General features: G+C 72.7%; 21 protein-coding genes. 13 read left to right on the top strand and 8 right to left on the bottom strand.

The features are described 5' to 3' along the window. The first annotated feature begins 184 nt into the window (after positions 1–184). A complete protein-coding gene (locus tag EDD54_RS22875; protein ID WP_165644410.1) occupies positions 185–355 on the top strand; it encodes a hypothetical protein in 171 nt (56 codons plus the stop codon). Between the two features lie 21 nt (positions 356–376). On the opposite strand, the gene EDD54_RS06215 is transcribed toward EDD54_RS22875, so the two are convergent. The 5 genes from EDD54_RS06215 to EDD54_RS06195 form a co-directional block, all read right to left on the bottom strand. Continuing rightward, a complete protein-coding gene (locus EDD54_RS06215) occupies positions 377–1,372 on the bottom strand; it encodes an ABC transporter substrate-binding protein (protein ID WP_126535566.1) in 996 nt (331 codons plus the stop codon). After that, positions 1,369–2,772, bottom strand: coding sequence for a sensor histidine kinase (locus EDD54_RS06210; protein WP_126535568.1), 1,404 nt, complete (start codon positions 2,770–2,772; stop codon positions 1,369–1,371). Before EDD54_RS06210 ends, EDD54_RS06215 begins: the two co-directional genes overlap by 4 nt. Beyond that, positions 2,769–3,437, bottom strand: coding sequence for a response regulator transcription factor (locus tag EDD54_RS06205; RefSeq protein ID WP_126535570.1), 669 nt, complete (start codon positions 3,435–3,437; stop codon positions 2,769–2,771). The genes EDD54_RS06210 and EDD54_RS06205 overlap by 4 nt, the downstream gene beginning before the upstream one ends. Before the next feature lie 81 nt (positions 3,438–3,518). Beyond that, positions 3,519–3,719: a hypothetical protein gene (locus tag EDD54_RS06200; protein ID WP_126535572.1), complete on the bottom strand. Its 201-nt coding sequence runs from the start codon at positions 3,717–3,719 to the stop codon at positions 3,519–3,521. A 133-nt stretch (positions 3,720–3,852) separates the two neighbouring features. Further along, positions 3,853–4,485 (bottom strand): TetR/AcrR family transcriptional regulator, encoded by a 633-nt coding sequence (locus EDD54_RS06195; RefSeq protein ID WP_126535574.1) that lies wholly within the window; start codon positions 4,483–4,485, stop codon positions 3,853–3,855. A gap of 318 nt (positions 4,486–4,803) precedes the next feature. Between EDD54_RS06195 and EDD54_RS06190 the strand changes: the two genes are divergently transcribed. The 3 genes from EDD54_RS06190 to EDD54_RS06180 all read left to right on the top strand — a co-directional run bounded on the left by EDD54_RS06190 (position 4,804) and on the right by EDD54_RS06180 (position 8,205). Beyond that, positions 4,804–6,045 (top strand): HlyD family secretion protein, encoded by a 1,242-nt coding sequence (locus EDD54_RS06190; RefSeq protein ID WP_425374982.1) that lies wholly within the window; start codon positions 4,804–4,806, stop codon positions 6,043–6,045. Between the two features lie 129 nt (positions 6,046–6,174). Continuing rightward, entirely contained in the window at positions 6,175–7,746 is a 1,572-nt protein-coding gene (locus EDD54_RS06185; protein ID WP_126535576.1) for a DHA2 family efflux MFS transporter permease subunit, read from the top strand. A gap of 108 nt (positions 7,747–7,854) precedes the next feature. Beyond that, entirely contained in the window at positions 7,855–8,205 is a 351-nt protein-coding gene (locus EDD54_RS06180) for an ArsR/SmtB family transcription factor (RefSeq protein ID WP_126535578.1), read from the top strand. 180 nt (positions 8,206–8,385) lie between these two features. Here EDD54_RS06180 and EDD54_RS06175 read toward each other — a convergent pair whose 3' ends face one another. Beyond that, complete coding sequence (locus EDD54_RS06175; protein ID WP_126535579.1) at positions 8,386–8,817, bottom strand: hypothetical protein; 432 nt, start codon at positions 8,815–8,817, stop codon at positions 8,386–8,388. Positions 8,818–9,020: 203 nt separating this feature from the next. On the opposite strand from EDD54_RS06175, the gene EDD54_RS06170 reads away from it, so the two are divergent. The 4 genes from EDD54_RS06170 to EDD54_RS06155 all read left to right on the top strand — a co-directional run bounded on the left by EDD54_RS06170 (position 9,021) and on the right by EDD54_RS06155 (position 10,841). After that, positions 9,021–9,419: a flagellar basal body rod protein FlgC gene (locus EDD54_RS06170; protein ID WP_126535581.1), complete on the top strand. Its 399-nt coding sequence runs from the start codon at positions 9,021–9,023 to the stop codon at positions 9,417–9,419. Positions 9,420–9,504: 85 nt separating this feature from the next. Then, on the top strand, positions 9,505–9,831 hold the full coding sequence (locus EDD54_RS06165) for an antibiotic biosynthesis monooxygenase family protein (protein WP_126535583.1): 327 nt from the start codon (positions 9,505–9,507) through the stop codon (positions 9,829–9,831). Positions 9,832–9,934: 103 nt separating this feature from the next. Further along, entirely contained in the window at positions 9,935–10,294 is a 360-nt protein-coding gene (locus tag EDD54_RS06160) for an ArsR/SmtB family transcription factor (protein WP_126541676.1), read from the top strand. Continuing rightward, the gene (locus EDD54_RS06155; protein ID WP_207620652.1) at positions 10,281–10,841 is read left to right on the top strand and encodes an SRPBCC family protein; all 561 of its coding nucleotides are present in this window, start codon (positions 10,281–10,283) and stop codon (positions 10,839–10,841) included. Before EDD54_RS06160 ends, EDD54_RS06155 begins: the two co-directional genes overlap by 14 nt. A gap of 21 nt (positions 10,842–10,862) precedes the next feature. On the opposite strand, the gene EDD54_RS06150 is transcribed toward EDD54_RS06155, so the two are convergent. Continuing rightward, complete coding sequence (locus tag EDD54_RS06150) at positions 10,863–12,329, bottom strand: protein adenylyltransferase SelO (RefSeq protein WP_126535585.1); 1,467 nt, start codon at positions 12,327–12,329, stop codon at positions 10,863–10,865. A gap of 80 nt (positions 12,330–12,409) precedes the next feature. Next, the gene (locus EDD54_RS06145) at positions 12,410–14,980 is read right to left on the bottom strand and encodes an AMP-binding protein (RefSeq protein WP_126535587.1); all 2,571 of its coding nucleotides are present in this window, start codon (positions 14,978–14,980) and stop codon (positions 12,410–12,412) included. A 198-nt stretch (positions 14,981–15,178) separates the two neighbouring features. On the opposite strand from EDD54_RS06145, the gene EDD54_RS06140 reads away from it, so the two are divergent. The 5 genes from EDD54_RS06140 (at position 15,179) to EDD54_RS06120 (ending at position 20,504) form a co-directional block, all read left to right on the top strand. Next, on the top strand, positions 15,179–16,357 hold the full coding sequence (locus EDD54_RS06140) for a ceramide glucosyltransferase (protein WP_126535589.1): 1,179 nt from the start codon (positions 15,179–15,181) through the stop codon (positions 16,355–16,357). 212 nt (positions 16,358–16,569) lie between these two features. Further along, positions 16,570–18,759 carry a putative bifunctional diguanylate cyclase/phosphodiesterase gene (locus EDD54_RS06135; RefSeq protein ID WP_165644657.1) on the top strand — a complete coding sequence of 730 codons (2,190 nt, stop codon included), beginning with the start codon at positions 16,570–16,572 and terminating at the stop codon, positions 18,757–18,759. Positions 18,760–18,943: 184 nt separating this feature from the next. Further along, entirely contained in the window at positions 18,944–19,282 is a 339-nt protein-coding gene (locus EDD54_RS06130) for an ArsR/SmtB family transcription factor (RefSeq protein WP_126535593.1), read from the top strand. An 11-nt stretch (positions 19,283–19,293) separates the two neighbouring features. Continuing rightward, positions 19,294–19,806 carry an arsenate reductase ArsC gene (locus EDD54_RS06125; protein ID WP_126535595.1) on the top strand — a complete coding sequence of 171 codons (513 nt, stop codon included), beginning with the start codon at positions 19,294–19,296 and terminating at the stop codon, positions 19,804–19,806. Then, positions 19,803–20,504, top strand: coding sequence for an aquaporin (locus tag EDD54_RS06120; RefSeq protein WP_126535597.1), 702 nt, complete (start codon positions 19,803–19,805; stop codon positions 20,502–20,504). The genes EDD54_RS06125 and EDD54_RS06120 overlap by 4 nt, the downstream gene beginning before the upstream one ends. The last annotated feature ends 1 nt before the right edge of the window (position 20,505 follow it).

Raw genomic sequence — 20,505 nt, 5'->3', positions numbered from 1 at the left:
ACCAGCCTGTCGTTCCGACGCGGATGCGCCGAATCCTGCGAACCGGTTAACCGCAAGGGCGCTCAACCGTTTGAACGCAGGCGCTCCGTGCATGCCGGCCGCGCGCGGGGGCGGGCTACCGCTGCGCCGGGCGCGGGGCCACATCCGGGGCGTCGGTCACACCACGCCCCAGAGGGAGATTGTCATGTCCGCCCGGTCCACCACCTTCGTCGCCCGCGTCCGCGAAGTCGTCGACATGATCGACGGTGCCTTCGCCGCCGCCGTGGCCGTCGAGGGCGGCCACCGTCCGTCGCCGGTCGCGCTGCGCAAGCTCGGCCTGCCCCGCACCAGCTTCGACGGCGTCCGTCTGCGCTGAACCGGGGCCGGAGCGTCGGCGTCACCGTCCGGCGGTGACGCTCCGCCAGAGGTCGATGAAGCGGCGCCGCCTGAGGTCGTCCGTGCGGGCGAGCAGCGCGGCGTCGAGCGCGATCGGGCGCACCGATGCGCGCGATTCGGCGGCGCTCTCGTCGCCGCCGGTTCCGGCCGGTAGCAGCGCCTCTGCGCCGAGCACGGCCTGTCCGGTGTCGGACAGCAGGAATTCCAGGAAGCGCTCGGCCGCCGCCGGATGCGGGGCATTGCGCGGGAGCACCGCGACGCGGGCGATCGCGACCGTGAAATCCTCCGGCAGCACGATGTCGATGCCACCGCCGGCGGCCTGCCGCGCCCGGGCGTAGGACCCGAGCACGTTGTAGCCGACGGCCGCCGCCCCGCTCTCCACCATGTCCAGCACGATCGACGTACAGCACGCCGTCCTGAGGCCTGGACGGCCGATCCGTTCGACGAAGGGCCAGTAGTCGCTCATGGTGTCGGCGTCGAAGCTGGCGGCGAGATAGCCGATGCCGCTCTGTCCGACGTCGTAGGTCGCCACCGTCAGCCGGCGGTCGGCGGCCATCGCCGCCAGCGCCTCGCGCGTGCGCGGCCGCTCCGAACCGAGCACCAGCCGCGGATTGACCACGAAGACCAGCGGCTCGAAGGTGTAGCCGAAGGCCTCGTCGCGCCAGCGCGCCCAGGCCGGCAGCCGTGCGGTCGCAGGCGAGGCGTAGGGCCGGGTGAAGCCGTCGTTGACGAGGCGGACCTGGAGGTCCGCCGCCGAGGAGATCACAACGTCCGGCGCCGGGTCGAGCGTACCCGCGCGCACCGCGGCGTCGAGATCGACCGTCTCGCGCTCGACGTAGACGACGTCCATGTCCGGCGCGCCGGCGCGGAAGGCGACCAGCAGCGGCTCCATCGCCGCCCGGTCGGTCGAGCCGGCGATCACCAGGTCGGCGGCCGTGGCCGGCGCCGCGAGGAGGGCGGCGGCAAGGGCCGCCAGCAGGATCCGCCGCACGATCACGCCTCCTCCTCCCGCCCCGCCGACGGCAGCACGATCTCCGCCACCAGCCCGCCGCCCGCCCGGCCGTCGAGGCGCGCCGTGCCGCCGTGGGCGGCGGCGACGCGGGCGACGATCGCAAGGCCGAGGCCCGAGCCGCCCTCGGCGGCGCCGGCGCCGCGCTCGAAGCGGCCGAACAGGCGCTCGCGGTCTGGCGCGGCGATCCCCGGCCCGCGGTCGGCGACGCGGACGGCGAGGTGGTCGTCGGCCACGGCCGCGACGGTGACGTCGACCGCGGCCTCGCCGGGGGCGTGGACGAAGGCGTTCTCGATCAGGTTGCGCACCGCCTCGCGCAGCGCCGTCGCGTCGCCGGCGACGAGGCCACCGGCGGCGCCGTCCTCGACGTCGAAGCGGATCGCCCGGCCGCCGCCGAAGCCGAGCGCGTCGTTGACCGCGTCGGCGGCGGCGCGGTCGAGCCGGACCGGCTCGCGCGCGCCGAGCTGCAGCCGATGCGAGACCGTGGCGTCGGCGAGCAGTTGATTGGTGATCCGGCTCGCCGCGACGGCGTTGCGCCGGATGCGCTCGACCTGATCGGAGAGCGCGGCCGGGTCGCTCTCGGCGGCGGCGACCTCGGCGAGGCCGCGCAGCGCGGCGAGCGGGGTGCGCAACTGGTGGGCCGCGTCGGCGATGAAGACGCGGTTGCGCTCCAACGTGTCGCGCAGGCGTCCGACGAAGTGGTCGAGCGCCTCGACCAGCGGCGCGATCTCGCGCGGCACCTCGGTGGTGGCGAGCGGCCCGAGGTCGGAGGGGTCGCGGGCGGCGAGGGCGCGTTCGACCGCGCCGACCGGCCGCAGCACCAGCTTGATCGACAGCGGGATCATCACGATGGCGGCGAGGCAGGCGATCGCCAGCGGCGCGAGCGCGTAGGCGCGGATCTCGGCGGCGAGGGCGGCCCGGCTCTCCACCGTCTCGGCCACCAGCACGGCGACGCGGCGCGGCTCGCCGGCGGCGCTGATCAGCCGCCGCGCCGCCGCCACCCGCACCCTTGCGCCGGCGTAGTCGGTGTCGAAGAAGGCGACGGTCTCGCCGGGGGCGAAGGCGAAGTCCGGCGCGAGGTCGGGATAGCCGGTGATCGGAAGGCCGGGATCCTCGGTGATGCGGTGGAAGATGCGGTCATCCTTGTCGATCGCCAGCATGGCGAAGGCCGAGGTCGGCACGTCCACGGTGATCTCGCTGCCGTCGACACGGATGGCGTCGGCCATCGACTGCGCGGAGGCGAGCAGCAGGCGGTCGTAGGCCTCCTCGGAGGCGCGGTGGGCGAAATTGAGCACGATCGCCGCCATCACCGCCGCGAAGACGGCGACCGAGACGCCGCCGGCGACGGCGAGCCGGCGCCCGATCGAATGCTGGCGGCGCCCGGTCACCGGGCGATCTCGGCGACGTAGCCGAGGCCGCGGATGGTGCGGATCTCGAAGTCGGAGCCTTCGAGCTTCTTGCGCAGGCGCGAGACGTAGAGCTCGACGGCGTTGAGGCCGATCTCCTCGTCGAGCCCGACCAGATGGTCGAGGATCTGCTCCTTGGAGAGCACCCGGCCGCGGCCTTGCACGAAATACTCGAGCAGCCGGTACTCGCGGCCCGACAACTCCACCGGCCGGTCGCCGATGCGGGCCCGGCGCGCCGCTCCGTCGAACACCAGGTTGCCGAGGCGCAGTTCCGCCGCCGCGCCGCCGCCGTGGCGACGCAGCAGCGCGGCGAGGCGGACGTCGAGTTCGCGGAAGTCGAAGGGTTTGACGAGGTAGTCGTCGGCGCCGAGCTGGAAGTGGCGGACCTTGTCGTCGATCTCGCCGCGGGCGGTCATCACCAGCACCGGCACCGGGCGTCGGCGGGCGCGCAGGCGCTCCAGCACGTCGGTGCCCGAGCGGGTCGGCAGGTTGAGGTCGAGCAGTACGGCGTCGAAGTCGCCGGTTTCGCCGAGCTGGCTGGCGTCGGCGCCGTCGCGCGCCCATTCGACCAGATGGCCCTGGCGCTCGAGGTGACGGCGGATCGCCAACCCGAGATCCTCGGCGTCCTCCACCACCAGCAGCCGCATGTCCTCCCTCCCGGCACGGTCTTCGTTTTGCCGGGAGTGTCGCGCGGGGCGTGCGGCGGGGCAATCCCTGCCGCGGCGCCGTCAGGGCAGCGAGCCGACCACCGCGGCGGTGGCGCCGTCGGCCGGGCGCGGGCCGGTGCCGGCGAGCGTCGTCAGGGCGACGAAACCGACCGCGAAAGCGAACAGGGCGACGTCCAGGACCACGCGCGCCCGCCGGACGGGGGAGCGACGGCGCGCCGGAGCGGCGGGTCGGTCGATCGCGAGGGACGAGATGGTGGACATGGTCGGGCTCCGGATTCGGATGCCGACATTCTCTACCAATGTTGTCGCCTTATCCATCCCAATCTTGGCGGCGCGGTGGCACGCCATGCCAAGGAGGAGCGGGGCGGGAGAAAAATCTTGCCGGCCGCTCGTGTCAGCGGCCGTAGGCGCGCAGGAACACGTCGACGGCGATCTCGGCCGTCTCGGCGATGCGGGCGGGGCCCGGCGCGGTCTCGACGTGGAACAGCAGGCGCTTCAGCGTGCCGGAGGCGCAGAGGTCCATGAAGTGGCCGGCGGCGACTTCGACGTCGCAGTCCTCGCGCAAGCGCCCGGCCGCGACGGCGGTGCGGAAGATCGCCGCGAGCTTGTCGATGCCGGTCTGCGGGCCGGCGGCGTAGAAGGCGCGGCCGAAGGCGGGAAAGCGTTCCATCGCGCCGATCACCATGCGGATCGAGGCGATGTGCTCGGGGGCCGCCATGTAGTCGAGATAGCGGCCGGCGATCCGCACCAGATGGGCGCGGAAGTCGGTGCTGTCGCCGGCGGTCTCGAACAGGTTCTCCGCCAGCGTCCGCTTCTGCTCGACGATCAGCGCCTCGAACAGGCACTCCTTGTTCTGGAAGTAGACGTAGAGCGTGCCCTTGGAGACGCCGGCGGCCTTGGCGATGCCGTCCATGCTGGCGCCGTCGTAACCCTTGGCGAGGAAGACCTCGCGGGCGCCATGGAGGATCTGGCGTCGTTTGGCGGGATCCGCACCGTCGGTGTGGGCGGTCTGCAGGGTGTCGTTCATCGTCGTCGTCCAGGATCCCGTCGGTCGCGAGCGGGCACGTGCGGTCGTCCAAGACCTGCCGCGTCGCTGCCGCCTCCGCAAGGGGGGCGTCACGCCGACGTCATGTTCGCCGCATGCCGCGCCTCGCGCTGCGATCACGAGTGCGTTGGATGCGGTGGGAGGTGATTGACCGAACCGTTCGGTCAATACATATGTGGTCGCACGATCATTGCAACCGTCTTCCCGGGCCGGGCCCATTCCGGCGGAGGGCGCGGGGATGCCGGACGGACGGCGTCGCGCGACCCGTCTGGAGACGACGACGGTTTCGAGGAGAGAGCCGTGGCGAGAAAGACCTACGAGAGCGACGAGCAGGGCGCGGCCTCGGCCGGCGAGCCGGCGCCCGCCATCCGCGCCGACGCCGGGCCGAAGCCCACCCCCGAGGTGCCGGCGGCTCCGGCCGCGCCCGCGGTCCAGGCTCCCGCCGCGGTCGCGGCACAGCCGGCGGCCGCGCCGAAGAAGAAGAAGGGCAAGGGCCGTCTGGTGCTGCTGCTGATCCTCGCCGGTGCGACCGCCTACGGCGCCTATGCCGGGCGCGAGTGGTGGACCCACGGGCGCTTCATGGTCGAGACCGACGACGCCTATGTCGCCACCGACATCACCACGCTCGCCGCCAAGGTGAGCGGCTACGTCGACAAGGTCGACGTCGCGCCGAATACCCACGTGAAGGCGGGCGATCCTATCCTGCACCTCGACGCCGGTGACTACGAACTCGCGGTCGCCGCCGCCCGCGACAAGATCGCGACCCAGGATGCGACGATCGACCGGATCGGCCGGCAGGTCGAGGCCGCCGACGCCTCCGTCCGTCAGGCCGACGCGCAGATCACCTCGGCCAAGGCCGACCTCGAGGTCGCCGAAGCGGACTACGCCCGCACCGACAAGCTGGTCGAGACCAAGGTCGCCTCCACCGCCCAGATGGACAGCGCCCGCGCCGCCCGCGACCGCGCCGTCGCCGGCGTCACCGCCGCCGAAGCGGCGCTCGCGGCCGCCGAGGCGAACGTCGAGGTGCTGAAGGCACAGCAGGTCGAGGCGTCGCACGTGCGGGCCGAGCTCGCCACCGCGCTCGACAAGGCCGAACGCGACCTCTCCTTCACCGTGATCCGTGCGCCGGTCGACGGCGTCGTCGGCAACCGCGCGGTCGAGGAGGGCTCCTACGTCCAGCCGGGCCAGCGGTTGGCGGCGCTGGTGCCGCTCGCCTCGGTCCACGTCGACGCCAACTTCAAGGAGACCCAGCTGGCCGGCCTGAAGCCGGGCCAGACGGTCGAACTCACCGTCGACGCGCTGCCGGGCCGCACCATCGAGGGCACCGTCGAGAGCTTCTCGCCGGCGACCGGCTCGGTGTTCAGTCTGCTGCCGCCCGAAAACGCCACCGGCAACTTCACCAAGGTGATCCAGCGCGTGCCGGTCCGCATCGCCGTGCCCGCCGACGTCGCCGCCGAGGGCCTGCTCCGCCCGGGCATGTCGGTGATCGCCGGCGTCGACACCCGCACCGGCGACGCGCCTGCGCGCACCGCCGCGCGCTGATCCCGAAGACCGCGCGCGACCGGAGCCGCACCGTCCCTCCCGACGGCGCGCCCCGCCGGCCGCGCTCCCCCCACCGCCGAAGATCGGCCCGGCGCCGCCGCCCGCGGCCGGACCGGGGAGGTCCGCTCCATGTCCGCCGTCGCCGCCGCCCCCCGGGCCGCGCCCGCCCCCCTCGACAAGCGCAAGCTGTTCACCTTCCTCTGCATGGTGTTCGGCATGTTCATGGCGATCCTGGACATCCAGATCGTCTCGGCCTCGCTGTCGGAGATCCAGGCCGGCCTCGGCGCCTCGTCCGACGAGATCAGCTGGGTCCAGACCGCCTACCTGATCGCGGAGGTCGTGATGATCCCGCTGTCCGGCTACCTGTCGCGGATGCTGTCGACCCGGTGGATGTTCGCGATCTCCGCCGGCGGCTTCACGGCGATGAGCTTCCTGTGCGCCACGTCCACGACGATCAACGAGATGATCGTGTGGCGCGCCCTGCAGGGCTTCATCGGCGGCGGCATGATCCCGACGGTGTTCGCCTCGGCCTACGCGATCTTTCCGCGCGAGCGGCAGTCGATGATCTCGCCGATGATCGGCCTCGTCGCCACGCTGGCGCCGACCATCGGCCCGACGGTCGGCGGCTATCTCACCGACCTGTTCTCCTGGCACTGGCTGTTCCTGATCAACATCGTGCCGGGCATCCTGGTCACGATTTCGACCGCCACCCTGATCGACTTCGACGAGCCCGACATGTCGCTGCTCGGCAAGTTCGACTGGATCGGTTTCGCCGCCATGGCCGTCTTCCTCGGCTCGCTCGAATACGTGCTCGAGGAAGGGCCGGCCAACGACTGGTTCCAGGACGAGGCGGTCGCCGTGCTCGCCGTCGCCTGCGCCGCCGGGGCGCTGGTGTTCTTCTTCCGCGCCTTCACCCGCGACGAGCCGATCGTCGACCTCAGGTCGTTCCGCAACGCCAACTTCTCCTTCGGCTCGCTGTTCTCCTTCGGCATGGGCATCGGCCTCTACGGCCTGACCTACCTCTACCCGGCCTACCTCGCCCGTATCCGCGGCTATTCGGCCCTGCAGATCGGCGAGACCATGTTCGTCACCGGCGTCTGCATGTTCGTGATGGCGCCGGTGGCCGGGCGGCTGATGAAGGTGCTCGATCCCCGCGTGATGATGGGCGCCGGTTTCGTCGGCTTCGGCGCGGGCACCTGGCTGGTCTCGCATCTCACCGCCGACTGGGACTTCTGGGAACTGTTCCTGCCGCAGGTGCTGCGCGGCGTGTCGCTGATGATCTGCATGGTGCCGATCAACAACATCGCCCTCGGCACGCTGCCGCCGTCGCAGCTGAAGAACGCCTCGGGCCTGTTCAACCTCACCCGCAACCTCGGCGGCGCCGTCGGCCTCGCCGTCATCAACACGGTGCTGACCGACCGGCGCGACCTCCACACCGAGCGCCTCGCCGAGGGCGTGACCTGGAGCCGCGGCGTCGCGGTCGAGACGCTCGACACCATGACGCGCGGTCTCTCCGCCCTCGGCAGCGAGGCCGAACGCGGCGCGTTGCAGCGCATGGCCGGAATGGTCGCCCGGCAGGCCAACGTCATGGCCTTCGCCGATGTCTTCCTGCTCCTGACCGGGCTGTTCCTGGCGCTCGCGCTGGTGCTGCCCTTCGTGCGCCGGCCCCAGGGTGCCGGCGGTGGCGGCGGCGGGCACTGACGCCCGACCGGCCGCGTCGGCGATCGACCGTTCTTGCGCATGCGCTTGAATACGACGATATTCGGAGTCCCCGCCCCAAGTTTGACGCGGGCGGACATGGGAGATGCGATGGTTCTCGATCAGGTGGACGCGGTCGCGGGTGGCCAGGGCCTCTGCGAAGGCGACGATTCCCTCGCCGTCCTCGAGGGCAAGGCGGATCAGGCCGCGCGCCTCCTCACCGCGCTCGGCCACACCAAGCGGCTGATGGCGCTCTGTCGGCTGGTCGACCGCGAAATGTCGGTCGGTGCGCTCGCCGAGGCGGTCGGGCTCAGCCAGTCGGCACTGTCGCAGCATCTCGCCCGCCTGCGCGACCTCGGCATCGTCGCCACCCGGCGCGACGGCCAGACGATCTACTACCGCCTCGCCTCCGACGAGGCGCGCCGGCTGATCGGCCTGCTCTACGACATCTACTGCAAGTAAGAGCCTGTTTCAAAAAGTCGGTCGGGTCGGTCTGCCGGTGCTTTTCCGCCGTCGGTTCGTCGCCGATCCTCGCCGATGCTTCCGGCATCGGCTGCGTTCGGCTCCTGCCGACGACGAAAAATCCCCTGGCGGCCCTCGGCCGCCGACTTTTGAAACAGGCTCTGAGACCGAGCGGGGCGTTCAGGCCTTGATGCGCGGCCGCATCGCGATGCTCTTGGCGCCGGCGGTGCCGACCAGCACGGTGCCGTCCGTCAGCTTCACCACACGGTGCTTGCAGACGTATGCCGAGGCGGTGCGGAGCTTCGAGCAGAACATGTTGCCCGAGACCTTCCAGTCGTAGAGCGCGGAGTTGAAGCCGAGCGAGACGGTGTAGCCCGTCGAATAGAACTGGAACGTCGGGATGGCCGCCGAACCCGGCTGCCGCGCGTAGAACTGCCGGCCGATCAGGGCGGACGTGATCGCCGGGCCGCGCAGGTACTTGCCCTTCTTCACCAAGGCGGTGGCGTCCTTCACCATCTTGCGGGCGACGGCGTCGGTGAACTCCGCGGCGCCGGCCGGCAGCACGGCGACGAGCAGGACGAGCAAGGCGGCGGCGATGCGGGAGGCGATCATGGCGCGGGCTCCTCTCCGGGGCCGCGCGGACCGCGCGGTCACGACCATTCTGGAGCTTCGGGCAGGCCGCCCCCGCCGTCAAATCACGATGCGCGCCGTTGCCGTCGCTCGGTCGGTCGAATTGCACCGACCCGCGCAAGCCGCCGTGAACGCCTCGGCGCGACCATGGTCGCCGACACGGGGAACGACGGGGAGGGAGGACGATGGGCGTCGGTGCGATCGGGACGGCCCTCGGCGGGATGCGGGCCGCGAGCCTCCGGCTCGACGCGGCGGCGTCCAACCTCGCCAATGCCGGCAGCACGGGCGCACCGCCCGACGCCGCCGGCCGCTCGAACGCCTACGCGCCGGTCGCGGTGCGCACCACCGCCACGGCCGACGGCGGCGTCCGGGCCGACCTGGTGCCGCGCGCGCCGGCCTACGAGAGCCGCTTCGATCCGGATGCTCCCGACGCCGGCCCGGACGGCACCGTCGCCGCCCCGGCGGTGGACGTCGTCGTCGAACTCACGGACGTGCTCCGGGCGCGGCAGGGCTACGCCGCGTCGGCGAAGGTCGTCGCGGTGGCGAACGACATGATGCGCACGACCCTCGATGCGTTGACGTAACGTAAGGCATACCGCACGGTCGGGTCGTGACGCTGTCCGCCACTTCGGCGAGGATGGGGTTTCTCGAACCCGGACGGGGGATTCGATGCTCGCCGTGATCTTCGAAGTCTGGCCCGCCGAGGGCCAGCGCGGAGCCTATCTCGCCTTGGCCGCGGACCTGAAGGCGGAGGTCGCACAGATCGACGGCTTCATCTCGGTCGAGCGTTTCGAGAGCCTCTACGACGAGGGCAAGCTGTTGTCGCTGCAATTCTGGCGCGACGAGGCGGCGATCAAGGTCTGGCGCAACCATCTCGACCACCGCCGCGCCCAGGCCGTCGGCCGCGGCGGCATGTTCCGCGACTACCGCCTGCGCATCGCCACCGTGATCCGCGACTACGGCCCGGCCGACCGCACCGAAGCCCCCCGCGACTGATCGACCCGACCGGCGGCGACGTCCGCCCCGGTGTCGCTCTTCCGTGCCCGGAAATTCAACCAACCGGTTGACTGTCCTGATCGCCCCCGCTATTCTCAACCACATGGTTGAAGAACATCCCGAACGGCTCGACGCCGTCTTCCACGCGCTCGCCGATCCCACCCGGCGCGCCATGCTGCTGCGGCTCGGTCAGGGGGAAGCGTCGGTCGGCGACCTCGCGGCGCCGCATCCGATGTCGCTCGCCGCGGCGTCCAAGCACGTGCGCGTGCTGGAGGAAGCCGGCCTGATCCGGCGCGAGGTGCGCGGGCGGGTCCACGTCTGCCGGCTCGACGCGGCGCCGATGCACGCCGGCCGCGAGTGGATCCGGCATTTCGAGCGGTTCTGGACCGAACGGTTGGACACCCTCGCGGCGCTTCTCGCCGCCGAGGACGCAGAGCGAGGAGGACACGATGGCTCGACTTGACCAGATGGACGACGGCGGCTTCGGCCGGCTCACCGCGCGCGACGAGGTGCGGATCGAGCGCATGCTGCCGGGGCCGCGCGAGCGGGTCTGGCGCTATCTCACCGAGGCGGACCTGCGCCGGCAGTGGCTGGCCGCCGGCGCCTTCGACCTCGCCACCGGCGGGGCGATCGAACTGGTGTTCCGCAACAACGAGCTGACCGAGGGCGACGACCCGCCGCCGGCCCATCTCGCCGCCCACGGCGAGGAATCCCGGCTGCGGGGCACGGTGCTGGCCTGCGACCCGCCGGCGCTGCTCGCCTTCACCTGGGGCACCGGACCCGACGCGTCCGAGGTCCGCTTCGATCTTGCCGACGCCGACGGCGGCGTTCGTCTGACCATCACCCATTCGCGGACCCGCGACCGCGGCATGACCGTGCTGGTCTCGACGGGCTGGCACGTCCACCTCGACATCCTCGCCGACCGGCTCGCCGGCCGCGCACCGGACGGCTTCTGGCGGCGCGTCGCGGCGCTGCAGCCGGTCTACGACGCCCGCACCCCGTCGGCGTGACACGCGGCCCGGATCGGCTCGTCAGGTGCCGCAGAAGGTGCGGTAGATCCCGCCGCCCGGCGGCGGCGGTTCGGCGAGCGCGGAGAGGGCCGGGTGCTCGTCGAAGGGCCGCCGGACGACGGCGAGGAGATCGCCGAGCGGGCCGAGGTCGCCCTCGGCCGCGGCCGCCAGCGCCGCCTCGACGCGGTGGTTGCGCGGCACGAAGCGCGGGTTCGCCGCCCGCATCCGCGCGACCGCCGCCGCGGCGGCGCCCGTCCCGGCGGCGACCGCGGCGCGGTGGTCTTCGAGCCAAGCGGCCAGTTCGGATGACGAGAGGCGTGCGGCGAGCGCCGGTACCGCCGCGGGATCGGCGGTTGCGTCCGTCAGGGCCGTGAAGGTGGCGGTATGGTCGGCTGCCGTCGCCGCCATCGCGGCGAGCAGGCGGGTGACGAGGTCGCGCGCGGCGGGATCGTCGGCGGCGAGGCCGATCTTGGCGGCCATGACGGCGTCGTAGGCGCGTGTCGAGGCGGCGGCCATGCGGTCGATCGCGGCCTGGGCGATCGCGACGGCGCGGTCGCGGTCGTCGGCGAGGAGCGGCAGCAGCGCCTCGGCGAGGCGCGCCATCGCCCAGCCCGCCATGTGCGGCTGGTTGGCGAAGGCGTAGCGGCCGATCCGGTCGATCGAGCTGAACACCGTGGCGGGATCGTAGGCGTCGAGGAAGGCGCAGGGGCCGTAGTCGATCGTCTCGCCTGCGAGCGCGACGTTGTCGGTGTTCATCACGCCGTGGACGAAGCCGACGCCCATCCAAGAGGCCACCAGCTTCGCCTGCCGCGCGCAGGCGGCGTCGAGCAGCGCCGCGGCGCGCTCGGGTCCGGCGGTGGCCGCGAGCTCGGGATAGCTGCGCGCCACCACGTCGTCGACCAGGAGCGCGAGCGCCTCGCGGTCGCCGCGGGCGGCGAAATACTGGAAGGTGCCGACGCGGACGTGGCTTTCGGCGACGCGGACGACGATCGCGCCCGGCAGCATGGTCTCGCGGCGGACCGGCTCGCCGGTGGCGATCACCGCCAGCGACCGGGTGGTCGGGATGCCGAGGCCGGCCATGGCGGCGGAGATCACGAACTCGCGCAGCATCGGGCCGAGCGCGGCACGGCCGTCGCCGCCGCGCGAGAACGGCGTCCGTCCCGAGCCCTTCAGCTGGATCTCGCGGCGCCGGCCGTCCGTCGCGACGACCTCGCCGAGCAGCACCGCGCGGCCGTCGCCGAGGCTCGGCACGAACTGGCCGAACTGGTGGCCGGCATAGGCGAGTGCGACCGGCCGCGTGCCGGGCAGCACGGCGTTGCCGGCGAGGGCGGCGACGCCCTCGGGCGAGCGCAGCCACGCGGGCTCGAGGCCGAGGTCGGCGGCGAGCGTCTCGTCGAGCGCCACCAGTGTCGGCGCGCGCACCGGCACCGGCGCGACCTCCGCGTAGAGGCGGTCGGCGAGGTCGTGGTAGCGGTGGGCGGTCCACATCGGCGGCGCTCCCTGGATCGGACCCTCGACATAGGGGAGCCGCCCGCCCTCGGCAACCGCCGCCGGTCCGACACCCGGTATCAGGACCGTGCCGGCGGCGCCATCGCACCGGCGCCGTGCCGCGCCGCCATCCGAGCGCGCAGTTCGCGGACCAGCCGGTGCACCGACCAGCCGAACAGCACACCGCCGACCACGGACACCGCCGCGAAGGCGCCGGCGCCGAGATGCGGCTCGAGATGGGCGAGGAAGAGCTCCGGGACGAAGCGGTGGAACAGGTAGACGTGGAAGCTCGCGGTCGCGAGCGCCAGCACGCCCGCGGCGAGCGGAGCGGGCAGCCGTATCGTGCGGAGGTGGAGGAGGGCGGCGATCACGGCGATCTGAAGGCCGTAGAGCACCCAGGCGCCGGTCCAGTTGCCGCCGGTCCAGGCGAAGAGCGGCATCGCCACGGCCGCGACGGCGAGCACCACCGCCCGGCGGGCCGGCGTGTCGGCGACGGCGGCGCACCAGCCGAAGGCGGCGAGCGGCAGCACCCAGGGCAGGGTGAAGATCTTCCGGTCGCCGATGGGCCACAGCGCCGGCCCGGCGAAATGGGCGGCGACGCCGACGGCGAGGAAGACGAGACCGAGCCGGAACGGATCGCGTCCGGCCGCCCGCCGCACCGCCGGCACCGAGAACACGGCGGCGAGCAGCAGCATGGTCTGGGCGTAGACCTCGACGTACCAGTAGAGAAACGGCAGCATGGTGTGCCTGACCGGGTCGGCGATCCCGAAGTTGCCGACGAGGAACACCGACGCCCACGGCACTTGGTCCCAGACGAGCGCGTAGGCGGCGACCAGCGCGTAATAGGGCGCCAGCACCGAGGCGAGCGGGCGCAGCACGCGGCCGAGGTCGCCGGCGGCGAGGCTGTCGCGCTGGAAGCGGGCGAGGCCGAAGCCGATCAATACGGTCATCGCCGCCGATCCCCCCGGGATCGGCCACAGCGTGGCGTGCTGGGTCACCACCAGCAGGATCGCGAGGGCGCGGATCAGGAGGTCGATCCGGATCGACCGGCCCGGGCCGCCGTCCTCGCGGCCGAGCCGCGTCAGGTCGGCCAGCGTCATGGTCTCCCAGCCCTCGGGGATGCGGCCGAGGCGCTGTTCGAGCAGGGCGGAGATCTCGACGTAGCGCAGGCTGTCGCCGGCGAGCGCGGCGAAGCTGTCGCCGTCGGCGACCGGGTGCGGGTAGAACACCTCGCGGAAGGCGGCGGCGAGGCCGGCGTCGCGCGGCGCCGGCGCGGCGCAGAGCCGGCCGACCGCGGCGAGGTCGACCTTGCCGGAAGCGAGCCGCGGCAGGTCGTCGACCCTGACCGCGCGGACGTGGCGGAGCGTCAGCCCGGCCACCGCGGCGAGGCGGCGCCGGACGTCCTCGACCGCCCGGGCCCCGACGAAGGCGGCGGCGAGGCCGCGGTCGTCGCCGGTGACGGCCGCGACGACGCCCTCGCGCCGCAGCGCCGCCTCGACGGCGTCGTGGCCGACGCGCACGCCGGCGATCTTGGAGAAGCGCGCGCGGCGGCCGACGATGCGGTAGAGCCCGTCGGCGTCGACCTCGGCGAGGTCGCCGGTGGCGAGCGTCTCGACCTCGTGGCCGCGGGCGAGGTCCGCGGCGGTCTCGGCGTAGCCCATCATCACGTTGGGGCCGCGGTAGACGAGTTCGCCGACGGCGCCCGGCGCCGTCACCGGCCGGCCGTCGTCGCCGACCAACGCGAGGCTGCCGCCGGGGATGGCGACGCCGATCCGGTCGGGCGCGTCGGCGGCCCGCTCCGGCGGCAGGTAGGCGATCCGCGCCGTCGCCTCGGTCTGGCCGTACATGGCGAAGAAGCGGCCGCCGGTTCGACGCATCGCCGCGTCGTAGGCGACGACGAGGTCGGGGGAGGGCCGTCCGCCCGCGACGGTCATGGTACGCAGGCCCGCCGGCATGCGGTCGCGGAAGCCGATCCGCTCCAGGAGGTCGTAGGTGTAGGGCACCCCGGCGAGGCCGGTGCAGCCCGAGGCGGCGAGGCGGTCGACGAAGCCGTCGTCGAGCACCGAGCCGAAGCCGAGGTCGACCGACGCGCCGACGGCGAGGTGCGAGGCCAGCACCGAGAGGCCGTAGCTGTAGTGGAGCGGCAGCACCAGCGCGGCGCGGTCGGCGGGCGAGAGGCCGAGATAGCGGGCGATCGCGCGGGCGTTGGTGTCGACGGCGCGCCGCGACAGCCGCACGGCCTTGCCGCAGCCGGTGCTGCCGGAGGTCACCAGCATCTCCGCGAGGTCGGGATGAAGGCGCCGGTCGCCGTCGGACGGGGGCGCCGACTCCTCGAGCCGCCAGCGGCCGGCGACGCGGCGGACGGTGGCGTCGGGGGCGAATCGGTCGGCGAAGGCGTGCCGCGCCGCGGCGTCGTCGGGCGCGACGAGGGCGACCGCGTGGCCGCCGACGAGGGCCCCGAGCCAGGCCGTCACGGCGTGGTCGGACGGTGCCGCCTCGACCGCGACCAGCCGGCGCCCCGGTCCGAGCCGGGCGGCGAAGTCGCGCGCCCTGTCGGCGAGTTCGTCGTAGCGGACCGGGTCGCGCCCCGGGACGATCAGCGCCGGCCGCGCGCCGTGCGCGCCGAGTTCCCGCCAGAACCAGTCTTCCATCGCCGCTCCCCGGACGTGCCGCCACCCGTTCGCGCGGCCGCTTCGCCGGCCGCGCGCGACATCGGCGACCGGATCGTGACGCCATCATGGTCGGTCGTCGCCGTCGCCACGCTGACATGTCCGGGTACGCCGGCCTTCGCGCGACTGTCACGAGGCTGGGTTAGTCGCTGGAATTCCTGGATCCGGAGACACGGCCGCATGGAGACCCTGTCGACCTTCTGTGGGTTCGCGATGGCGGTGCAGCTCACCGGCGTCGCCCTCGCCGCGTGGCGCGCGCGCCGGCGCCCGGGCTCGAGCGCGCTGTCGGCGCGCCGCCCGCCGGTGACGCTGCTCCGGCCGGTCTGCGGGCTCGAGAACGCGGTCGAGGCGACGCTCGCCAGCAGCTTCGGGCTCGACCATCCCGACTACGAGATCGTGTTCTGCGTCGCCTCGGCCGACGATCCGGTGGTGCCGCTGGTGCGCCGGCTGATCGCCGCCCATCCGGAGCGCGAGGCGCGGCTGCTGGTCGGCGACGACCGCATCAGCGTCAACCCCAAGCTCAACAACGTGGTCAAGGGCTGGGCGGCGGCGCGGCACGACTGGATCGCCATGGTCGACAGCAACGTGCTGATGGCGCCCGACTTCCTCGGCCGCTCGATGGCGCGCTGGGACGAGCGCACCGGCCTCGTCTGCTCGCCGCCGATCGGTGTCGCGCCCGCCAACCTGTGGGCCGAGGTCGAATGCGCCTGGCTCAACGGCTTCCAGGCGCGCTGGCAGCTGGTCGCCGACACCGTCGGCCTCGGCTTCGCCCAGGGCAAGTCGATGTTCTGGTACCGTCCGCTGCTCGACCGCGCCGGCGGCATCGACCGTCTCGCCGCCGAGGTGGCCGAGGACGCCGCTTCCACCAAGGTGGTGCGCGAGGCCGGCCTCTCGGTCCGGCTCGTCGACCGGCCCTATCCGCAGCCGCTCGGCCGGCGCACCATCGGCGAGGTCTGGCGCCGTCAGCTGCGCTGGGCCCGGCTGCGCCGCGCCTCCTTCCCGCTGTTCTTCGCGCCCGAGCTCCTCGCCGGCGGCGCGCTACCGATCGCCGGCGCCGTCGTGCTCGCGGCGAACGGCGTCTGGCCGGCCGAGGCGGTCGCGGCCTACGCCCTGGTCTGGTACGGCGCCGAGGTGGCGCTCGACCGGGTCTCCGGCTGGCCGCTGTCGGTGCGCGGTCTCGCCGCCAAGCTGCTGCGCGACGCCGCGCTGCCGCTGCTGTGGGCGGCCGCGCTCGCCGGCGACGGCTTTACGTGGCGCGGCAACGACATGACCGTCGCCGCCGAAGAGCCCGGACGTCTCGCCCGCGCCCGCCGCCGCGTCGGCGAGCGCATCCGCGAACTCGCCGCCGGCTGGCGCTGACCGATCCCGCCGGGGAACATCCGACATATCGCGACGAGGGGACGCATTCCCTTGCGTCAACCCGCCGTCGCCGTGTTAAGGTTGTGCGCGCATAAATGGAAAGACGCGCGGCGATTGCCCGCCGCGATCGAAGAACACACAATATTAACTCCTGGACCGCTCAAGATGTATCATCTTCGATGGTGGTCATCGAGGTTCCAGCGAGTGCCCGAATGGGTGGGTCGGAGAGGTCGCTACACGGCGCCAAGGCGTTGCAGCTCCGCGAGGTGGTTCTCGGGATCGAAGGCGGCACCTTCGACCCCGTGCTGCACCTTGCCGCCTCGTCGAGCGGCTATCCGATCGCGCTCCTGACCTATGTCGACCACGACCGCCAGCGCTTCATCGCCCGCTACGGCGCCGACGACACCGAGGCTCCGCTGACGGGCTCCTTCTGCAAGGTGGTGGTCGACACCCGCCGCCCGCTCGTCGTCGCCGACGCCGCCGGCGACCCGCGCTTCGCGGCGAACGGGCTCGTCCGCACCATGGGCGTGCGCAGCTATGTCGGGGTCCCGCTCGGAATCGAGGGCGAGACGATCGGCGCGCTCTGCGTGCTCGGTCCCGAATTGCACGCGCCCGATACGGTGCTCGCGCAACTCGGCGATCTCCGCGCCATCGCCGAGACGGTCCTGCAGCTGGCGCTGGTGCGCGAGAACTTCGTCGAGTTGAAGCACGAGGTCGACCTGCGCGAGGCTCGGTTCCGGCAGACCGAGGCCTCCGCCAAGGTCGGCGGCTTCCGGCTCGACCTCGAGGACGGTACCATCCAGTGGTCCGATCAGGTCTACCGCAACGTCGGCATCCCCGTCGGCGCGCCGCTCGATTCGGGGACCGTGCTCGCCTGCTACGCCCCCGAGGACCGCGAGGAGATGCGCCTGCGCCTCGACGCCGCGCGGCGCGGCATCGCCATCCCCGTCAACAAGGACTACCGCATCGTGACGCCGGCGGGCGAGGCGCGCTGGGTCCACGTGGTCAGCGACGTCGAGATGGTCGACGGCAAGGCGCGCAGCCTGTTCGGCATCGTCCGCGACGTCTCGGAGGAGTACCGCGGCAAGCAGGCGCTGGAGGAGATCGCCAACACGGACGCCCTGACCGGTCTCGGCAACCTGCGCCGCTTTCGCGAGGACCTGCGCACGCGGCTCGCCGGCGACCGACGGGTCGGGCTGCTGCTGCTCGACCTCGACGCCTTCAAGATCATCAACGACGCCCACGGTCACGCCACCGGCGACCTCGTGCTGGTCGACCTTGCCCGCAAACTGACCGAGATCGTGCCCGCGGGCGGCCGGGCCTATCGTCTCGGCGGCGACGAGTTCGCCGTGCTGGTCGCCACCGACGCCGCCGACGCCGTTCCCGCGCTGGCGCGGCGGATCCTCCGACTGGCGCAGCGACCGCTCACGGCCGGGCGGATCAGCATCATGCCACGCGTCAGCGTCGGCCTCGCCGAGGTCGAGCCCGGCAGCGATCCCGACGTCTGCTACCAGAGCGCCGACTTCGCGCTGCATCACGCCAAGGAGCACGTCCGCGGCGGCTGCGTCGCCTTCAACGCCGAACTGCGCACCCGGATCATGGAGCGGATCGGCGCGATCCAGCGGCTCGAGAGCGCCATCTTCGAGGATCGCCTGATCGCGCACTACCAGCCGGTGGTCGATGCCGCCAGCGGGGGCGTCACCAGCTTCGAGGCCCTGGTCCGCCTCGTCGCCGCCGACGGGACGGTCGTGCCGGCTGGCGCGTTCCACGCCGCGTTGCAGGACGCCAACCTGTCGCACCACGTCACCAGCCGGATGATTCGTCTGGTCGCCGGGCAGTATCACCTTTGGCGCGATCTGCACGGGCTCGCACCGTCGATCGGCATCAACGTCGGTTCGTCGGACTTCGCCCGCGGCGATCTCGTCGAGCGCCTGACCACCGGCTTCGCCCGCTTCGGCGTCGACCTGTCCAAAGTGGTCCTCGAGGTCACCGAGACCGTGTTCCTGGAGGGTGTCCAGGACGAGATCGGCGCCTGTCTCGGGGCGCTGCGCGAACGCGGCGTTCGCGTCGCCCTCGACGACTTCGGCACCGGCCACGCCTCGCTGTCGCACCTGAAGAGCCTGCCGGTGGACGTCGTCAAGATCGACCGCTCCTTCGTCGACACCATCGCGTCCGACCCCTCCAGCCTCGCCATCGTCGAGGCGGTCGTGAACCTCGCGCGCCGGCTCGGCATGGTCAGCGTCGCCGAGGGCGTCGAGACCGCCGAGCAGGCCGAACTCCTGCGCACGCTCGGCTGCGACCGCCTGCAGGGCTACCTGCTCGGCCGTCCCGCCGCGCTCGAGGACTTCGTCTCGCCGGACCGCCGGCGCCAGGACCTCGCGCCGCGCCGCCTCGCGCTCTGATCCCCGCGGCACGGGGCGTCCCTTTCGATCGGATCTCGGACCCGGGTGCCCGACGCGTGGCCGGTTCTCCGGCCGCGCGCGTCGCCGCCGCCGCGGGCGCGCGACCGACCGCGCGACCGACCACGCGCGGGAGATCGAAGTCCGCTTGATTGTGACATTACAAGCGTGCTTGTAGGATTGTATGTTGAACGATCTCCAAGCCGTCCCCGCCTTCGTCGCCCTCGGGCACCAGGTCCGCCTGGACGCCTTCCGGCTGCTCGTCCGCAAGGGTCCGGAGGGGATGCCGTCGGGCGAGATCGCGGCGGAGCTCGCCGTGCCGCCGACGGCGATGTCCTTCCACCTCGCCAATCTCGAGCGGGCCGGTTTGGTCGTCTCGCGCCGCGACGGACGCAACATCCGCTACGCGGTCGCGATCGAGCGCGTGCGCGACCTGATCACCTTCCTCACCGCCGACTGCTGCGGCGGCCGTCCCGAACTCTGCGCCGGTCTCGGATCGCCCGATCCCGAGAGCTGCGGCTGCTGATGGAGCGCCCCATGTCCGACCGGACCTTCGACGTCCTCTTCCTCTGCACGGGCAACTCCGCCCGTTCGATCCTGGCCGAGGCCATCCTGAACAAGCTCGGCCAGGGCCGCTTCCGCGCCCATTCGGCGGGCAGCCAGCCGAAGGGCGAGGTCAATCCCTTCGCGATCCGTCTGCTGCGACAGTCGGGTTTCGACACCGCCTTCGCCCGCTCGAAGAGCTGGGACGAGTTCGCCGTGGCGGGGGCGCCGAAGATGGACTTCGTCTTCACGGTCTGCGACAGCGCCGCCGCGGAGGCCTGCCCGGTCTGGCCGGGCCAGCCGATGACGGCGCACTGGGGCGTTCCCGACCCCGCCGCGGTGGAGGGGACGGACACGGAGAAGGCGCTCGCCTTCGCCGACGCCTATCGGCAGCTGAACGCCCGGATCGGCGTCTTCGTCAACCTGCCCGTGACGAGCCTCGACCGGCTGTCGCTCCAGAAGAAGCTGGACGACATCGGTCGGACGACCGCAGAGGACCGCCCGTGACCGCCCGCCCCGATCTTCCGCGCCGCCTCGTCGCCGAGGCGCTCGGCACCGCCGTCCTGGTCGCGACCGTGGTCGGGTCGGGCATCATGGCCGATCGACTGACCGCGGACGTCGCCCTCGCGCTCCTCGGCAACACCATCCCGACCGGCGCGATTCTGGTCGTGCTGATCACCATCCTCGGCCCGATCTCGGGCGCCCACTTCAACCCGGCGGTGACGGCGGTGTTCGTCGCTCGGCGCGAACTCGCCGCCGGCGAGGGGCTCGCCTACGTGGCCGCGCAGGTCCTCGGCGGCGTGGCCGGCACGCTGGTCGCGCACCTGATGTTCGAGCACGCCCCGTTCGCCGTCTCGGCCACGGTGCGGACGGGTGCGTCGCAGTGGTTGGCCGAAGTGGTCGCCACCTTCACCCTGGTCACGGTCGTCCTCGGCGGACTGCGTTTCCGGCCGGACGCGGTCCCGGTGCTGGTCGGCCTCACGATCACGGCCGCCTACTGGTTCACGGCGTCGACGTCCTTCGCCAACCCGGCGGTGGCGATCGCCCGCAGCCTGACCGACACCTTCTCCGGCATCCGGCCGGCCGATCTGCCCGGCTTCGTCCTCGCCGAATTCGCCGGGGCCTTCCTCGCCCTCGGCCTCGCGGGCTGGCTGCTCGCAGCCCCGAGGGCGGCCGCCGCCCCTGTAGCAACCCCTGCGGAGTGAA

The sequence above is a fragment of the Oharaeibacter diazotrophicus genome, assembly GCF_004362745.1.
Lineage (GTDB): Bacteria > Pseudomonadota > Alphaproteobacteria > Rhizobiales > Pleomorphomonadaceae > Oharaeibacter > Oharaeibacter diazotrophicus.
Note: the sequence above shows the minus strand (reverse complement) of the source record. Positions and strands in the feature narration are given on the sequence as shown.

What these genes read in the sequence shown, in the direction of transcription:
- EDD54_RS06145 (WP_126535587.1), bottom strand. Translation starts at nt 14,980, where the DNA reads ATGGAAGACTGGTTCTGGCGGGAACTCGGCGCGCACGGCGCGCGGCCG.
- EDD54_RS06185 (WP_126535576.1), top strand. Translation starts at nt 6,175, where the DNA reads ATGTCCGCCGTCGCCGCCGCCCCCCGGGCCGCGCCCGCCCCCCTCGAC.
- EDD54_RS06175 (WP_126535579.1), bottom strand. Translation starts at nt 8,817, where the DNA reads ATGATCGCCTCCCGCATCGCCGCCGCCTTGCTCGTCCTGCTCGTCGCC.
- EDD54_RS06165 (WP_126535583.1), top strand. Translation starts at nt 9,505, where the DNA reads ATGCTCGCCGTGATCTTCGAAGTCTGGCCCGCCGAGGGCCAGCGCGGA.
- EDD54_RS06140 (WP_126535589.1), top strand. Translation starts at nt 15,179, where the DNA reads ATGGAGACCCTGTCGACCTTCTGTGGGTTCGCGATGGCGGTGCAGCTC.
- EDD54_RS06195 (WP_126535574.1), bottom strand. Translation starts at nt 4,485, where the DNA reads ATGAACGACACCCTGCAGACCGCCCACACCGACGGTGCGGATCCCGCC.
- EDD54_RS06155 (WP_207620652.1), top strand. Translation starts at nt 10,281, where the DNA reads ATGGCTCGACTTGACCAGATGGACGACGGCGGCTTCGGCCGGCTCACC.
- EDD54_RS06150 (WP_126535585.1), bottom strand. Translation starts at nt 12,329, where the DNA reads ATGTGGACCGCCCACCGCTACCACGACCTCGCCGACCGCCTCTACGCG.
- EDD54_RS22875 (WP_165644410.1), top strand. Translation starts at nt 185, where the DNA reads ATGTCCGCCCGGTCCACCACCTTCGTCGCCCGCGTCCGCGAAGTCGTC.
- EDD54_RS06205 (WP_126535570.1), bottom strand. Translation starts at nt 3,437, where the DNA reads ATGCGGCTGCTGGTGGTGGAGGACGCCGAGGATCTCGGGTTGGCGATC.
- EDD54_RS06200 (WP_126535572.1), bottom strand. Translation starts at nt 3,719, where the DNA reads ATGTCCACCATCTCGTCCCTCGCGATCGACCGACCCGCCGCTCCGGCG.
- EDD54_RS06125 (WP_126535595.1), top strand. Translation starts at nt 19,294, where the DNA reads ATGTCCGACCGGACCTTCGACGTCCTCTTCCTCTGCACGGGCAACTCC.
- EDD54_RS06180 (WP_126535578.1), top strand. Translation starts at nt 7,855, where the DNA reads ATGGTTCTCGATCAGGTGGACGCGGTCGCGGGTGGCCAGGGCCTCTGC.
- EDD54_RS06135 (WP_165644657.1), top strand. Translation starts at nt 16,570, where the DNA reads ATGGGTGGGTCGGAGAGGTCGCTACACGGCGCCAAGGCGTTGCAGCTC.
- EDD54_RS06170 (WP_126535581.1), top strand. Translation starts at nt 9,021, where the DNA reads ATGGGCGTCGGTGCGATCGGGACGGCCCTCGGCGGGATGCGGGCCGCG.
- EDD54_RS06160 (WP_126541676.1), top strand. Translation starts at nt 9,935, where the DNA reads ATGGTTGAAGAACATCCCGAACGGCTCGACGCCGTCTTCCACGCGCTC.